This is a genomic window from Acinetobacter sp. AOR41_HL (assembly GCF_027854645.1).
Lineage (GTDB): Bacteria > Pseudomonadota > Gammaproteobacteria > Pseudomonadales > Moraxellaceae > Acinetobacter > Acinetobacter nosocomialis.
Genome location: NZ_JAKTHZ010000044.1, coordinates 1 through 17,059 on the forward strand (window position 1 = coordinate 1; position 17,059 = coordinate 17,059).

Annotated in this window: 14 protein-coding genes; 7 read left to right on the plus strand and 7 right to left on the minus strand. The window is 36.8% G+C overall.

Annotation, left to right across the window (positions count from 1 at the left end; translation table 11 throughout):
• The 4 genes from MKL35_RS16915 to MKL35_RS16930 form a co-directional block, all read right to left on the minus strand.
• Positions 1-929 (minus strand): acetylornithine/succinyldiaminopimelate transaminase (locus tag MKL35_RS16915; RefSeq protein ID WP_270914240.1); only part of this gene is annotated, 929 nt, incomplete at its 3' end.
• Between the two features lie 138 nt (positions 930-1,067).
• Positions 1,068-2,339 (minus strand): Glu/Leu/Phe/Val family dehydrogenase, encoded by a 1,272-nt coding sequence (locus MKL35_RS16920; RefSeq protein WP_002048804.1) that lies wholly within the window; start codon positions 2,337-2,339, stop codon positions 1,068-1,070.
• A gap of 1,036 nt (positions 2,340-3,375) precedes the next feature.
• Positions 3,376-4,809, minus strand: a complete 1,434-nt coding sequence (locus tag MKL35_RS16925; RefSeq protein WP_004711738.1) for an amino acid permease — start codon at positions 4,807-4,809, stop codon at positions 3,376-3,378.
• A 414-nt stretch (positions 4,810-5,223) separates the two neighbouring features.
• Positions 5,224-6,501, minus strand: a complete 1,278-nt coding sequence (locus tag MKL35_RS16930; RefSeq protein ID WP_032011735.1) for a hypothetical protein — start codon at positions 6,499-6,501, stop codon at positions 5,224-5,226.
• A 127-nt stretch (positions 6,502-6,628) separates the two neighbouring features.
• Between MKL35_RS16930 and MKL35_RS16935 the strand changes: the two genes are divergently transcribed.
• Entirely contained in the window at positions 6,629-7,423 is a 795-nt protein-coding gene (locus tag MKL35_RS16935; RefSeq protein WP_119689199.1) for a class I SAM-dependent methyltransferase, read from the plus strand.
• Positions 7,424-7,438: 15 nt separating this feature from the next.
• Positions 7,439-7,972 carry a hypothetical protein gene (locus MKL35_RS16940; RefSeq protein WP_004884648.1) on the plus strand — a complete coding sequence of 178 codons (534 nt, stop codon included), beginning with the start codon at positions 7,439-7,441 and terminating at the stop codon, positions 7,970-7,972.
• Between the two features lie 48 nt (positions 7,973-8,020).
• Here the strand turns inward: MKL35_RS16940 and MKL35_RS16945 are convergent, their stop codons facing one another.
• Positions 8,021-8,593, minus strand: coding sequence for a hypothetical protein (locus MKL35_RS16945; protein WP_006580734.1), 573 nt, complete (start codon positions 8,591-8,593; stop codon positions 8,021-8,023).
• Positions 8,594-8,732: 139 nt separating this feature from the next.
• Positions 8,733-9,200 (minus strand): Holliday junction resolvase-like protein, encoded by a 468-nt coding sequence (locus MKL35_RS16950; RefSeq protein ID WP_002048811.1) that lies wholly within the window; start codon positions 9,198-9,200, stop codon positions 8,733-8,735.
• 159 nt (positions 9,201-9,359) lie between these two features.
• On the opposite strand from MKL35_RS16950, the gene MKL35_RS16955 reads away from it, so the two are divergent.
• The 4 genes from MKL35_RS16955 to yccS all read left to right on the plus strand — a co-directional run bounded on the left by MKL35_RS16955 (position 9,360) and on the right by yccS (position 14,285).
• Complete coding sequence (locus tag MKL35_RS16955; RefSeq protein WP_002048798.1) at positions 9,360-10,004, plus strand: ParA family protein; 645 nt, start codon at positions 9,360-9,362, stop codon at positions 10,002-10,004.
• A gap of 125 nt (positions 10,005-10,129) precedes the next feature.
• On the plus strand, positions 10,130-11,248 hold the full coding sequence (locus MKL35_RS16960; RefSeq protein WP_032011733.1) for an AI-2E family transporter: 1,119 nt from the start codon (positions 10,130-10,132) through the stop codon (positions 11,246-11,248).
• A 122-nt stretch (positions 11,249-11,370) separates the two neighbouring features.
• Entirely contained in the window at positions 11,371-11,940 is a 570-nt protein-coding gene (gene sodC / locus MKL35_RS16965) for a superoxide dismutase family protein (protein WP_081282750.1), read from the plus strand.
• A 194-nt stretch (positions 11,941-12,134) separates the two neighbouring features.
• The gene (gene yccS, locus MKL35_RS16970) at positions 12,135-14,285 is read left to right on the plus strand and encodes a YccS family putative transporter (protein ID WP_032011731.1); all 2,151 of its coding nucleotides are present in this window, start codon (positions 12,135-12,137) and stop codon (positions 14,283-14,285) included.
• 36 nt (positions 14,286-14,321) lie between these two features.
• Here the strand turns inward: yccS and craA are convergent, their stop codons facing one another.
• Complete coding sequence (craA, locus tag MKL35_RS16975; protein ID WP_032011730.1) at positions 14,322-15,551, minus strand: chloramphenicol efflux MFS transporter CraA; 1,230 nt, start codon at positions 15,549-15,551, stop codon at positions 14,322-14,324.
• 265 nt (positions 15,552-15,816) lie between these two features.
• Here craA and MKL35_RS16980 point away from each other — a divergent pair, with 265 nt between their 5' ends.
• Entirely contained in the window at positions 15,817-17,025 is a 1,209-nt protein-coding gene (locus MKL35_RS16980; RefSeq protein WP_000343018.1) for an IS256-like element ISAba26 family transposase, read from the plus strand.
• Positions 17,026-17,059: the final 34 nt, after the last annotated feature.

Below are 17,059 nucleotides of genomic sequence, written 5' to 3' on the forward strand. Positions count from 1 at the left end.
ACGCCTTCAAGTACTTCTGGTGTATTAATAAACTCAAAGACTGCGCCTGCAACTGCACTTGCCAGCGGGTTACCGCCATAAGTCGTACCGTGTGTACCCACTGAAAAATGCGGCGCAAATTTATCAGTTGTTAGCATTGCACCGACAGGGAAACCACCGCCCAGTGCTTTTGCAGTAGTGAGTACATCTGGAGTCACACCGTAGTTCATGTAAGCATAAAGTGCACCTGTACGACCGACACCTGTTTGCACTTCATCAAAAATAAGTAAGGCACCGAACTGATCACACAGTGCACGTAAACCTTTTAAAAATTCGATATCAGCAGGAATTACCCCACCCTCACCTTGTACAGGCTCTACAATTACTGCACAGGTTTGCTCATTAATAACTGCTTTAGCCGCTTCTAAATCATTATAAGCAACATGGCTAATGCCGTTTGGAAGTGGTGCAAAGTCTTGTGAATATTTTGGCTGACCACCAGCCGAAACGGTAAATAAAGTACGGCCGTGAAACGCATTGTTAAATGCCACAATACCGCTTTTACCTGCGACACCGCTGTCGAGTCCAACTTTACGAGCAAGCTTTAATGCTGCTTCATTTGCTTCTGCACCTGAGTTACAGAAGAATACTTTGTCTGCAAATGTATTTTCAGTGAGTTGTTTAGCAAGACGCAGTACGGGTTCATTGGTATAACCATTGCCGACATGCCAAAGTTTTTTTGCTTGTTCTGTTAACGCATTGACTGCCACTGGATGCGCATGACCTAATGCATTTACTGCAATCCCGCCTGCAAAATCGATATATTCTTTATTTTCTTGATCCCAGATACGTGAACCTTCACCACGTACCGGAATGAAATTTGCCGGTGCAAATACTGGAACCATCCAGTCATTAAAGTTGCTTCGAGTTACAGAAATTGGCTGTTCCATGCTTACCTCAGTATCTATTTAATTTATTTAATCTGTCTTACTGTCTTTAATTCATTTAGAAAAAGGGACTGAACAAATAACCCTATACATCCTTTATATTTGCTCAGCCCACTTTTCCTAAAAGGTAATTTCCTCAGATTAGCCTGGGAAAATACCGCGTTCTTTACGAGCTTTTAAGATACGCTCACAAGCCAAGATGTAAGCTGCTGTACGTAAAGTACAAGCATTCTTATTCGCTGTATTCCAAACGTCATCCATTGCTTGAACCATCAACTTGTCTAAACGTTCGTTGATTTCTTCTTCGCTCCAGAAATAGCTCGCCATGTCTTGAACCCATTCGAAGTAACTTACAGTTACACCGCCGGCGTTACATACAACGTCAGGAACAACAACAATGCCACGCTCAACCAATACATCTTCAGCTTTAGGATAAGTCGGGCCGTTCGCGCCTTCTAAAATCAACTTAGCTTTAAGTTTTTCAGCACGCTCAACTGTGATTTGGCCTTCTAATGCAGCAGGAATAATGATGTCTACTTCAGCAGTCCAGAAATCTTCATCTGCAATTGATTGCGCACCAGCAAAACCGCCAACACCTTGGTTTGCGTTTACGTGCTCACGTAATGCAACAAGATCAATACCGTCAGCATTGAAAATTGTGCCAGTGTGGTCTTGAACGTGAGTGATTTTTGCTTTTGATTCAACAAATAAGAAAGCAGCTTCACTACCTACGTTACCAAAGCCTTGAACAGCAACTTTCGCGCCTTCAATTGGTAAGTTGATTTTTGCAGCAACTTCACGGCCAGTAACGAATACACCACGACCAGTCGCTTTAACACGTCCTAAAGAACCGCCTAAGTGAACTGGTTTACCAGTTACAACACCAGTCACTGTGTGACCTTGGCTAGTAGAATAAGTATCCATCATCCAACCCATGATATTGGCATTTGTACCAACGTCTGGAGCAGGAATGTCTTTTTGAGGTCCGATAATGTGACCAATTTCAGTCGTATAACGGCGAGTTAAACGCTCTAATTCACGAGTAGATAATTTACGTGGGTCAACACGGATACCACCTTTTGCACCACCAAATGGCAAGTTCAAAACAGCAGTTTTAATTGTCATCCATGCAGACAACGCCATCACTTCATTTAAATCAACATTTGGATGGTAACGAACACCACCTTTACCAGGACCGCGAGACAAGTTGTGTTGTACACGGTAGCCTTCAAAGTGCTGGATTGAACCGTCATCCATTACGATTGGTACATCAACAATAAGAGCACGCTTAGGGCGCTTTAAAGTATCGATATAATCAGCTAAGTGTTCTAGATATGGCGCTACACGGTCAATTTGTGCCAAGTAAGTTTGCCATGCATCGCTATGTTCGTTTACGTATGAAAGATCTGACATCTTTTTTCCTATATACCTACATAGACTCAGATGTGATAAATCCGTAGTCTTTATTATTCAGCAACCAAAACCTTGCAATAACAATGTTTTGATTTATTTATAAAATCTTCCGCTCTTCTAAAGCTTCAGACCTTTTAAATTCCATCTTGTGATATCAAAAGTAAGATTTACTTTTATATATCGATATCTTTTACAATCTTTCTCTTGCTCATCTGCTGTTTATAAAAAATATCTTTATAAAAGCAAAAGTTCCACCGCAATCAACTCAAAAAAGTCGATTGGAAATAAGTGCAAAAGAGGTGACATAACCGTTTGGGAGTTAAAAAGAACTAGGGTTCATAAAACAAAAAACCATAAGTCCATGAAATTATTTTTGACTAATCGATAGATCCCTCCATTAGTCTTTTTAAATAAAAATTGTTCAATAATACTGCAAGCTTCACATCACTACTCAAGCTGATTAATCGCGCTTTCATATAGACATAAAATCTTTAAGTAAATATAGCACAGAGCAAGATAATTTAGAACATTTTAAAATAAACAAGCAGAGAAAAAATAATCAATTTCCCCGAAATTTTATAATAAAAAAGTAACAAAGCCTAAAAAAAGCCTCAGCCATAATAATTTTATTTTATGGAAATTAAAAAAATATTAAAATTAAAAATGGTTAAAAAATTACCATTTAATAACAATAACTTAATTAACAAAAAATTTCAAAAATCCTTCAATTTTTTTAGAAAATTTCATAATATTTTTTTGTACAGTCTTATTTAAAATAAAAAATAGAAATATAAAAATTACACAACTATTAAATAATCATGTTAAACATATACTTATTTAAAGACTTATAATAATTAGCTATTAATAACATTCCGATAAATGGTTAATTTATGAATCATTATTTGAATTTATTATTAAAATAAAAAAAACATTATTAAAAAAAATATATAAAAGTACTCTTCTATGCACAATTTATAGACATAAAAAAAGGTCCCATGAGGGACCTCTTATCAACCAAATTAAGCAATAAATAGGCTTAGTTTGGAGCACTCTCTTTCTTACGATAAAAGACAAAATAGCTGATATAACACAGTAAGATAAAGATAATACAGCAGATAAATCCAACCTGCATAGATGGATCAAACACCATACTGATACAAGTAACTATACAAAATAGCCCACCTACAATTGGAGTAAGAGGGAAAAGCGGAGCAGCAAAACGTAAATCTTTTGCTGTCTTTCCTGACTTATACCATTGTCTACGGAAGTTAAATTGTGAAATACAAATGGCAATCCAAACAACAACCATTGTAAAGGCAGCAACACCTAACAAATTTTTGAAAATTGTTTCTGGTGCAAACTGTTCTGAAAGCAACCCAGGAATAGCACCAAACATCGTCACAATAATGGCAACAATAGGTGTGCCAGATGGTGTAAGTTTAGCGAAAATTTTAGGTAATTGATTTTTTGCTGAAAGCGACCACATCATTCTTGATGCAGCAAATAAACCAGAATTGGCAGCTGAAAGCAGCGCCGTAATAATTACGAAGCGGATAATGTCTTCTGCATACGGAATACCAATATAATTAAATACTGTCACAAATGGACTACTGCTCACATCATTTGCATTAAGACCCGCAAGATGAAATGGAAGCAAAGAACAAATGACAACAATTGTTCCCACAAAGAATATGAGCAAACGCCAAATCGCTGCATTAATTGCCTTAGGTACAGTCTTTGCCGGTTCCTCTGCCTCACCTGCAGCAACTCCAATAAGCTCAGTACCAGAGAAGGCAAAGTTTACAATGAGCATGGTTGTGAAAATTGGGAATAAACCGTGCGGGAACCAACCTTGAGCCGTTAAATTGCTGAATAACGGCGCTGTTTCATGTCCGTGATAAGGAATAAAACCAAAAATTGCCAATAAACCCAAAGTAATAAATACAATAATTGTTATAACTTTGATCAGAGCAAGCCAGAACTCAGATTCAGCAAATAAACGCGTTGAACTAATATTAAGGAAAAAGACAAGACCACCAAAAAACAAAGTCCACGCCCAAACAGAAGTAGATGGAAACCATTCCTTAACCAGCAAAGCTGCGGCAGTAAATTCAGTTCCTAAAGTGGCAGTCCAAGTCAACCAATATAACCAGGTAATCATATAACCTGTGCCTGGACCAATATAGCGTCGTGCGTATTCACCGAAAGAGCCCGATTCAGGCACATGAACCGCTAGCTCACCAAGACAGAGCATAACGGTGTAGGCAATCAAACCGCCCAAGAAATAAGAGATAATTGCGCCAATTGGGCCAGCTTGAGCAATTACGTCGCCAGACCCTAAAAAAAGACCTGTACCTATGGCACCGCCAAGGGAGATCATCACCAAATGTCGAGTACTCATTGCTCGTTTCAAAGGTGCAGAACTTCCATGTTGCGATGCATCATTATTCCGATAATTTAATGATTGCATATAAAAAACTGTAACGACAATTTAGTAAAAAATCATTTTAGGAGAAAAAAATAAATATGCAATTATCTTTGAATAGTGAAGCTATTTTAAGCACCCCTTCTCAACACAAATAAAATTGCAATAAAAAACAATTAATTAATAGACTCCAAAGCAATCATTGTATTTTAAACAACCCAACAATATTTCTTTAATTTATATAAAACCAAAAACCATTAATTTTTAAATATAATAATTTTTCGCTTAATTTATCATGGCTACTTTTAGTCCTATCTTTATTTAAAAATTAATCGCATTATTTCTTTAAATAATGACTTTTGATTTTATATACAAATAAATTAATAAAAAAATATTTTTTGAGCAAAAAATAAAGCCCAAATTTGAAGATTTGGGCTTTATTTAATCAATAAATTAAAATTAATAACTGGTCAGTACAAATTGTTGCGATGGTTGAACTGAACCTTCAATGTAGTCACAAACGCCTTGTTCATCACAATCTAAATTAAATTGCTTGTAGCTCAATGCAAAAAAATCAGCATATTGTTTAATGACAAAAGGACTCATATCCGAGCTTAATGCATCACCTTGTTTGAATAATTTAATAATTTTTCGGTCATTCATACCTAACAAATAAATTTCATTATTTAATTCAATATGTGCAACTCCAGTCTGCTCTGTCACAATTGGAATCAGATACGATGTGTTTGCTAGCACAACATCTATAGCATAAGCTTCATGCTTTAAATTAATTAAATTGAATACCAAGACTGTACCAGAGTGAGTCTGCAAACCTTTTTTATAAGTTGCAGCTTGCTGAATGTACTGAATTTTAATTCCAAGCTTTTGAAAATCGTGCTCAGTTGCCTGCTTTGTTTTTAAAAGACTACGTGTAATCGCTTGCTTGAGCGGGTTATCTAAATAACGTTCATCTAATTGAAAATCATTTTGACGTAAAATTTTTAATAACATGCTGTCATGGTATGTCAGCACATTCGCAAGTACATTACGGTAATAGAATTTACTTTGTTTTTTGATTTTACGCACATGTTGATAGAAATACGTTTCATCAAATTCATGCTCAATAAAATCATGTAACAGACTTGAGCTTGCCAATACTGATAAAGCTTCATGCCCTGTAAAAGGTAAATGAACTGTATGTAAACTTGGCAATAGCTCTTTTATTTTTAAGTAATGTTCGCGATCGACAGCAAAGTAAGGGTCATAAACAATAATATATTCACGACTTGCATCTACATCTTGCAATTGAATTTGCATATCTTTATTTGCAACAGCATCAAAGAATTCAGCATAACGACGGTCTTCAACCTGTTCAGGGTCAATTGAATATTGAGGTACAAATGCAACGATTCGATTCATATTTAAAAGGTTCGAATATTTGATTGCTGCATAGCCGCCCATTGAGCCGCCATAACCTACAATATTTTTAAAACGCTGAAGAATAGGCAAAATGGCTTTGGCCATTTCAACCATACTGGCTTTTGGGAACCATGATTTTTGTTTTGGCATAATCCCAATAACATTGTATTGGTACTTTATTAGAGACTTTTCAGCATTGATAGATAAGCCACTCGCTCGGGTAATCAAATCGCCAAAAGAGAGAACTAATGTATTAGAATCGCCTTGTAAAAAAATGGCTCTAATGTGTTCGTCTTCAAAAATAATTTGCTTATCCATGCTCACACCGAAAGAAAATTTACTCCCACATACATCGTCAAAAATGAAACAAAATAGGTGTTTTGCCAATTTATGATTGCGGAGTATCTTATTTTATAGATGCCAGTCAGATTAAAAAGCGCAAAATATGACACAATCCTTACATCCTGCCGCTCAAAAAGGATTCAGCTCCGCTGCGGAGCTTTATCAGCAAGTTAGGCCGAATTATCCAGCAGAAATAGTCAGTTGGCTGCAAGAACGTCTCCAAATACATGAAAATTCTACTGTTATTGATCTTGGCTCAGGTACTGGCAAATTCTTACCCTACTTAAAACAAACACGTGCCAATATTATTGCAGTAGAGCCAATTGGCGAGAGGTTACAACAGCTTCAGCAAGCATATACTGATATTAAAACTTTACAGGCATTTAGCCATGCTATTCCGGTAAATGATCAACAAATTGATGCGGTCATTTGCGCTCAATCTTTCCATTGGTTCGACAACATGGAAACTCTGACCGAAATCCATCGAATATTAAAACCGCAAGGACATTTAGGTCTCGTTTGGAATCAGCGTGATGAGCGTACAGACTGGGTGAAAGCCTTAGCAGATTTTTTACTACCTCTTGAAGGCAATACGCCACGTTACCATAGTGAAAAGTGGAAAAAGGTTTTTGAAAACCAAAATTTATTTAGTTTTGACAGTTTAGAAACTTTTTCGCAATCACAGCATGGTACTGTCGAACAAGTGGTGAGTAAAAGATTACTCTCTACAAGTTTTATTGCAGCAATGACTGAAAAAGATCAATTACAGCTCAAAGCTCAATTTGAGAAAATTGTTTATGATTTTACAGGCCTAGGCCCACAAGATCAGATTGATTTTCCATATGTCACATATGCATATCACTTTCAAAAAAGTACGTCGTCAAATCATAGAGAATAGGTTCGGTTGAAAGCTATGTTTAAAAAAACGCCTCATATCATCTTAATGTCTTTGCTCAGCTCTAGCCTATTATTGACTGCTTGTAAAAAAGCAGATGAACCAGCAAAGACTGAGCAACCTCATACAAGTTCATCTACTGATCAGGTGATGGAAAAGCTCAATGAAAGGCCTGTTAAAAAGTTCGCAGCCACTGCTGACGATGCGCATGATATTGCTTTATTAGAAGACTATGACCGTCGCTTTACTGAAATGAGCGATGAGATGGAAACTGAGTTAGAAAAAATGCATGCGGCAGGTACACTCACCACAGAGTTTGAACAAAAACGTACACTTGATAATGTTCGCTCAGCATTGACCATGTTAAAAGACCTCGACTTAAAAACTGAACAAGGTCGCTATATTCAAGGCTTGCTTTATCAATATTGGGAAAATCAAGAAAAACACATCAGTGATAAACAGGCCAATAAAGATGAACAAGTCAATCAACTTGCTGACTACTTACAAGCTCAGAACCAGTTGAAATACTGGAAAGCTTCACAGCAGCATTAATTTTATAGTGGGCAATAAAAAGCCTTCTGAACAAGAAGGCTTTTTAATTTATATATTTTGTTTTTCAACCCAATGAATCGATTGAACACGAAATAACTCACAAGCACCATCACCTGTATCACTTGAGGTTAAAGATGATCGCCAAACTAAATTTTTATCTTTAATTTCGACCAATTCACCTTTGAGGTATACCAAGTCACCGCGCTTAACTTGTTTAATTTGTTGAGCAATTTGAGGACTCGCAGGAATGATGTGCATATTAGACACCATTTGCATCGCTTGCTCAGCAGGTACAGGAAGCTTACTCATTTTCCAGTTCAAATAGCGGTCATACTGTTTAACTGAAATGGTACGAGCAATATCTGGTTGAGCAAATAGCCCCCAACTTACCGCATAATCGATCGGTGAGAACTTAGCTTGTTCATCATTTTTATAAATTTTTGAACCTAAAATTCTAAAATTGCCTTGAAATGGCTGTAACACAGAAATTGACTGATCTTTTTCAATCGGTAACAAACCATTTGCAATATTATATTCACCAGAAGTAGAGGCCGTCGAAGCAAAAGCTGAGCTGATACATAAAGAGGCCAATAAGCCTAACATTACATGTTGTTTTTTCATCGCTTTATACCTCAAATATTACTAGATCAAATGCAGCAGATCTCTAATTTATAGTAGCTCTAAGCGATGAAAAAAATATCGGTATTTAGTAACAATACAGATCAATTTCGTCTATTTTTGTGCTTAATTAAATTGATTGTTAATCTTCAAAATCAATTCGCAACGTTTCAAAGCGTACCTTTCCTTCTTTTATTGCTTGAGCAATTGCTTGCTGTCCTTTGGTTAGACGAGCTCCCCCACTTTTAATATCAAGCAAGATAATCTGGATATCCTCGGCAGTTCCATCTCCATCTCTAAAATCGGTATAGCCATCAAAAATAACGTAATCAACCGGGTCACCCAGAAATTTGGCATCACTTGGTAAGTATTGAAACTCAGGTAAAATCGGAGCAAATTGCTCTGCCATTTTACCTTTTAATACAGCGCGGCTTGTATTCACACTTCGCTTTTGTGCCTGGGCAAGCGCCTGTTGATGCTCAAGCTCTAACTCTGCAATATATTGCTCGTATTCAGCCTTGATTCGACCATTACGGGTATTTGATAAAATAAGCGTTGTGATAATAATACCAATACCAGCACCTATAAGCATGGCCAGCCATACGGACATAAATTTTCCTTAATAAATTACATATCATCACGGTAGATGAGCAATCATATCTAAAATTACGAACTAGCTTAAACTTTTGTCAAAGGCAGTCATCTACTTCTCATAAAAAGATGCTAAGGTATAAGCAGAACAAGTGTGCTGCTGAATATAACTGAATTTATGAAAACGATACTTATTGCAAATCAAAAAGGTGGATGCGGAAAAACCATGACAGCCATTACGTTGGCAACAGCTTTGGCACAAAAAGGATATAAAGTAGCTTTAGCGGATTCTGATAACCAAAAATCTTCCTTACAATGGTTAAAGCAACGTCCAGAAAATGTAGCTGCAATTCAAAGCCTTGATTGGCGCCAAGAAAAATCTATTGGTGATGCACCTAAAAATTTAGATTATTTAATTATTGATGCACCCGGCGCTCTTTCAGGCGACCATGCTGAACAGTTAGTCAGCGAAGCTCATGCCATTATTACACCACTTCAACCTTCATTTTTTGATATCGATAGTACACGTCGTTTTCTCAAGCATTTGCAGGATATTAAACGTATTCGCAAAGGAAAAGTACAAATTTTACTGCTTGCAAATCGTGTTAAACCGAATAGTGCTAGCTCAAAAGATATTCAGCAATTTTTTGAAAAAATCGAACATGAACCGATTGCATGGATTGCAGAGCGTAGTGCTTATGGCAGTTTAGCAATGCAAGGTTTGAGTGTGTTTGATAAACCACAAAAAAACTTTATTGCAATTCAAAGCCAGTGGCAGCCACTTTTAAATAAACTAATCGAAGATAAGTCCGAGTGGTTTTAAAAATAACTTTTTCATTTTTATTGAGCAGGAATGTATAGATCAGCATTTCTGCCTAAAATTTGCCTCAGGTCATTTTTCAGTTAATATGACCCCATTCTATTTAAATAATTAGAGAATTTTTGTTCGTGCATCCATACGCTCCTACTTTACAGCGCGTTTTATTGTTTGGGCTGTTTTTCATCCTGTTATTTTTAGGATTTAACATCCTGAAGTACTTTATTGTACCTGTAGTTTGGGCTGCGATTATCGCTTACATGACTTGGCCAATTTATTTAAGAATTCAGCGTTTTTTTGGCGAAAACCGTAATAATTTAAATGCCACAGTCATGATTAGCTTTGTTATTTTAGTTGTTGGTGTACCCCTAATCTGTGCTATTTTTATTTTGCAACATGAAGGTCGCAATCTCTATCTTGATTTACAGCGTCAGGTTTTTTCTGGTCATTTAAGCGTACCTGATTTCATTAAAAATCTTCCTTTTATTGGCAAAGAAATAACTAGAACACTAAATGATATAAACACCGACCCAAATAGTACGATTCAGAGTATTGCAGCTTGGATACAAAGCCATTTAAGTTATGGGCGAGTTTTAATCAATGAAATTAGTAAAAATCTCGTCAAACTTGGTTTTGCAATTTTAAGTCTTTTCTTCTTTTACCGTGACGGTCACACGATCTTAACTCAAGTGAGTAAAGCCTTAGAAATGGTGATTGGCCTACGTATTCACCATTATCTAGATACAATTTCAGAAACAACGCGTGCTGTTGTCTATGGTGTGGGTTTAACTGCAATTGCTCAAGCAGTCCTTGCTGGATTAAGTTATTTCGTAGCAGGTGTACCCAATCCGATGGTACTCACGATTGCGACGTTTTTATTAGCACTCATTCCTTTCGGCACCCCTGTCTCCTATTTGGGCGTTGGTCTATGGTTGTTCTCTCAAGGACAAACCATGGAAGCCATTGGCGTAGTTTTATGGGGTGTTCTGATTGTAAGTAGTTCAGACAATGTGATTCGTCCTCTTGTGATCTCTGGTGCGACCCAAATTCCGTTTTTACTCATTATGTTTGGTGTATTGGGTGGTATTGCGAGTTTTGGTTTAGTTGGTTTATTTATTGGCCCTGTTATTTTAGCTGTTTTGTTAGCGATTTGGCGTGAATGGCTTCATGAAACAATTGATCCTGAACCAATGCCAAAAACAACCATGATTTATGATTCGGATGATGATTTACCACAATCTAAAAATTAAGCCAATGATTTAAAAATGTTTCAGGATACAAAGTGACTATTTAAATTAACTTGTAGGGTTTACACGCCTTTGCTTGAATAAAAAAATCAGATTTATATCTATAAGGACATCTAATAATGCCAATATTAAATAAAATGAGTGCAGTATGTGCTCTCACAGCTTTATTAACAGTTGGTTGTAGCACGGTAAGCAAAACAGTATCGGAAACGACTCATGCATTAACAACGATGCATACCAAAAAAGTAGTCGATGTCAATGAAGTAACAGCTAGTGGGATTGGTAAAAAAATCGGGACAATTAGCTTTCAAGACAGTGATAAAGGCTTGATTATTACCCCTGCTTTAGCAGATTTACCAAGCGGTACTCGTGGTTTCCATATTCATGAAAATGCATCGTGCGACCCTGCTGTTAAAGATGGAAAACCAGGTGCTGCTTTAGCTGCAGGTAGTCACTATAACCCTAACCAAGCGCCACATCATGGTACGCCTACTACAGGACACCTAGGCGACTTACCAGCATTGGTTGTTGATAATAATGGTGTAGCTACCACCGCTGTTATTGCGCCACGTTTAAAACTTGCTGACATTCAAGGTCGTGCCATCATGATTCATGCGGGTGGTGATAACTATTCAGATTCTCCTCTACCTTTAGGCGGTGGCGGAGCACGAATTGCCTGTGGCGTAATTCAATAATTTGTTATTTTTTAAATTGTGGGTATCTAAAAAGATATCCACAATTTTGTTATTTTATTAAGCAATTTAGATAAATTAATTATTATAAAATCTTAAAAACAAACTGACTTTTTTAAATAAAACGCATAATATTTTTCAAGTAATAAAAATTTAAATACCCCTTATCACGTACCCTCTCATTTAGAAAAAAAGCCGTGAATTATTTGACTCAAATATTTAATCGTTTTAAAGCGAATTCAATTTTAATTTACTGCCTGCAAATTTTAATTGTACTCACAGGCACAACTTTAGGCTTACTGTGGTTGGGTCATAACGAACTCATTGTTCCTGTAACGTTAGGTGCGATTGCCGCAGCACTAACAGATTTTGATGATCGCTTAAGTCTTCGTTTACGCAACTTACTGTATGTCTGCCTACTCTTTTTTACTGTCAGCACTATTCTTGGATTTTTAGCACCCTATAAACTTTTATTTATTTTATATCTTTCAATTTCAAGTGCTTGTTTCATTTTATTGGGCGCCTTAGGTCAGCGCTACGCTACCATTTCTTTTGGTACAATTTTACTTTCAATTTATAGCATGTTTGGTTTAGGAGAATATGCTCACTGGTATCAACAGCCTACTTATTTTGTCTATGGCGCACTGTGGTACGGTCTAACTTCTATTTTATTTTTTATTCTTAAACCAACCCTTCCTTTACAAGATAAGCTTTCGCAAATTTTTGAAGAAATCTCTGCCTTACTTCAAGCTAAAGCGCGCTTGTTCGATCCTGATAATAAAGAAAATGTTGAACAGCTTTTATTTGAATTATCACTACAAAATACGCAAGTCGCGCAAAGCCTTAACCAAATACGTAGCTCCCTGCTTACTCGCCTTAAGGCATCACGAGTCAGTAATAAAAGTATTTACTGGTTAAACCTGTACTTTTTTGCCCGCGATATACATGAACAAGCGACTTCTAATTATCTACACTACGAACATATTCAACAAAATTTTAGCCGTAGTGATCTTATTTTCCGTTTTCAAAAAAATCTGCGTTTACAGGCCCAAGCTTGCCACGATTTAGCCCAATGTATTTTGCATAACCAGCAATATCAGTCTTCTCAAGAAGGACAAATTGTTTTAAACCATTTGGAAAGTTCTTTAAAAGACTGGATACAACAGCACCCGCAAAATTTTGAAGTTAAAAATCTAAAATTGATTTTTAATAATTTAAAAGGCATGCATGAACAGTTTGAACAACTTCAATATGCTCAACCGTTTAATGAAACGCTCAGTCAAAACAAGCAAGATCATCTCAATTTACTTGATGATGATATTCAAGGTTTTTCAGATCTTGTTTTAAAAATTCGCCAGCAACTGACTCCACAATCGGCCCTGTTTAGACATGCAATACGAATTGCCGTTGTGTTTGCAGCAGGTTACGGCATTTCACTGCTACCTTTTGCCCAACACGGTTACTGGATTTTGCTCACCAGTTTATTTGTTTGCCAAATTACTTACTTTGCAACGAAAAGCCGTTTAAAACTCAGAACAATTGGAACCCTACTTGGCGTTTTATTGGGTATTCCCATTCTGTATTTTGTTCCAAGCATTGAAGGTCAACTCATTCTCACTATTATTTGTGGAGTTAGCTTTTTCTACTTGCGCCAGAAGAAATATGCTTTGGCAACACTGATGGCAACCTTAATGGTATTGCTCATTTTCAACTTAAAAGGTGCAGGTTTCAGTATTATTTTACCTCGTCTAATCGACACCTTATTAGGCTGCTTTATTGCATGGCTTGCTGTTAATTTTATATGGCCAGACTGGAACTTTCGTAATATTCCAAACAATATTAAAAAAAGTAGCCAAGCCACACTGGATTATTTCAATGTGATTGTTGAGCAATACCAGCATGGTAAAAATCAGGACATTGAATATCGTAGAATTCGCCGTGCTGCACATAATGCACAAATTGAGCTCTCGAATATGATTTCGAGCTTAAGTGCTGAGCCCAACCCAAAACCGGAGCTGATTCATTACGCCTTTCGTTATTTAGTTTATAGTCATAGCCAGTTGAGTTATGTCGCAGCATTAGGTAGCCAAAGACAAAAAATTGAAGATCAACAGGTATTACAGCTTTTACTGGATTGCCAGCAAATTCTTAACCAAAGTTTATTTGAACAAGTTTCTGTTGACTTGAATTTTATTGAGCAAACTTTAAAGCAAATTCAAAGCTTAACAACTCATGAAGACTTTTCAGAAAGCTACACGCTCGTGTTAAAACAAATGAGCTTACTATTAGAAACCTTGCCTGAGTTGTTGACTCTTAAAGGCAAACTTTTAGAACAAGAAATTAAGTAGAATAAAAAATACCGGAATATAAATTCCGGTATTTTTTTAATGTAAATTTTGTGCAACTCTTTCCTGCATTTCCCCTTTTAAAGCCAAGCGTGGTTGAGTAAACCACAGTGCGATAAATGCAAAAGCAGATAGCACGAAAGCCCATAAGTGAAATTGAGTATAGAGATAACGTACCAGCTCAATCATTGCAAAAAAGCTCGTCATTAATAGCATTGAAACAGCAGCAGCTACAGTTCCTTTCGACACTTCAGATGACATCAGTGCAAAGCGATACAACACTGAGAAACTAATTCCTTCACCAAAACAAATGAGTGTCATTCCTGTAAGTAAACAAGGAATTAAATAGGTTTGCCAAACAACACCTAATATTAAAATGACTGTACCAGTGAGCATAATTGGTAAACCAATCAGGACTGTTGTACCTAAAGCCAAACGGTCAATAATTTTAATTAAAACGATGTTACCTACAATTAAACCTAAAAATACTGGGAATTGAGCTAATCCATATTGCACACTCGTTAGCTTGAGCTCATCGACCAAAATAATTGGCGATAATGCAATCCAAAGCATAAGCGGCATACCGACAAGCGGTAAGGCTAGCGTTAAACCAAGGAATTGCCGATTGCTAAATACTTTTTTAAAGTCATCAAAAAGATAACTAAAAGGCTGTTTGGTCACACTTACCTTCTGACTCGGCATTTGTTTCTTTAAGCCAACCCAACTCAGCAGTGCAAGTAAAGCAATTGCCACAAAACCCCAGTGCCAAGATACATAATCAATTAAGAAAGCTCCAAGTACAGGTCCTAGCAAGGGTGCAAGTAATGAGATATTTGCCATGAGTGCCATGACTTTAATTGCATCACGTTCGGCAAAATTTTCTTGAATTGCCGCATATCCGACTGCTGAAATTACACTTAGCCCAATACCTTGTAGAAAACGTAGCGTCAGAAAGTGTTCGATTTGTTTTGTTAATAAAATTAAAAAACAACACAAGGCAAAAAATAATACACCAGTTAAAAGAACTTTCTTACGGCCCAATCGGTCTGATAAAGGCCCAAGTAACCATGCAACAGATGCACCACCTAATAAATAAAATGACATTGAAGACGGTGCCCAAGTTGCACTCACACCAAAATCTTCAGTAATTGCCAACATAGCTGGCTGAATCAGGTCATTACCAATATAAACCGCAAATTCAAAAAGCACTAAAGCTAAAGGAAACATCAACGTTGTACGGTTCAACGCTGTCGTTTGAATATTATTCATGAGTTGTACACTTCAAAATAGCGGCCAAAATGTCTCAGCAACTACATATTGAAATAAATAATGTAGTCATGACGATGACAGTATGGTCAGTCAATCTTTAGTTAAGCTGTTATATGCCGTGAGAGTGCATGTTTAGAATGTGAAACACCGTATTCACAAGGTGTCTAAGACAAGAAAAAATGTATGACGTGGGACTGTTCTAAATTTTGTGTAAGTACTTAATTTTCATTTATCCTTCAGAGGATAATTACAAAAGGTACTTCACATGGATGAAGCAACAATCAAAAGTATGGCTGCCGAATTGGCTAAAGGTCTAAAAACACCAGAAGACTTAAACCAAATGACAGCAGTCTTTAAAAAATTCATGATTGAAACTGCACTCAATACTGAACTTTCAGACCATCTCGGTTATGAAAAGCATCAGCCCAAGAAAGGCTCAAATAGCCGTAATGGGTTTAGTTCTAAAACCATTACAACTCAAGATGGACAACTGGCTTTAGATATTCCCCGTGATCGAGAAGGTTCATTTGAGCCACAAATTATAAAAAAGCACCAAACACGCATCACCAGTATGGATGACCAAATCCTCTCACTGTATGCAAAAGGAATGACTAATAGGGAAATTGTAGCCTTCTTCAAAGAAATGTACGATGCCGATGTGTCAGCATCTCTCATCAGCAAAGTTACCGATGCTGTGATTGAGCAAGTGACTGAGTGGCAAAATAGAGCCTTAGATAGCCTTTATCCTGTTGTCTATCTTGACTGTATTGTTGTCAAAGTCCGTCAGCACTCCAATGTGATTAACAAGTCCGTATACCTTGCTTTAGGCATCAATATGGATGGGCAAAAAGAATTACTGGGTATGTGGATTGCTCAGACAGAAGGTGCCAAATTCTGGCTGTCAGTCATGACAGAGCTAAAAAATCGAGGAGTACAGGACATTCTTGTTGCCTGTGTAGATGGATTAAAAGGCTTCCCTGACGCGATAGCCTCTGTTTACCCTCATACTGATATTCAACTGTGTATCGTGCATGTTGTACGCAATAGCCTGAGATTTGTAAGCTGGAAAGACTACAAAGCTGTTACGTCGGGTCTGAAAGCGATTTATCAGGCAAGTACAGAGGAAAATGCTTTAAAATCCCTAGACATCTTCTGTGATCAATGGAATCACCAGTATCCCAAAATTGGAGAATCCTGGCGGGCCAATTGGGAAAATATCCGAACGATCTTTAGCTATCCAGCCGAAATACGTCATGCAATTTATACAACAAATGCGATTGAGTCGTTGAATAGCGTAATACGCCATTCAACGAAGAAAAGGAAAATCTTTTCATCTGATGACTCAGTAAAGAAGGTCATTTACTTAGCAACATCAAATGCTGCGAAGAAATGGACGATGCCAATTCAAAATTGGCGTTTAGCAATGAATTGGTTTACGATTCAGTTCGATGATCGATTAAAAGATCATTTATAAAAAATGGAACTTACACAAAATAATTTACAGGCTC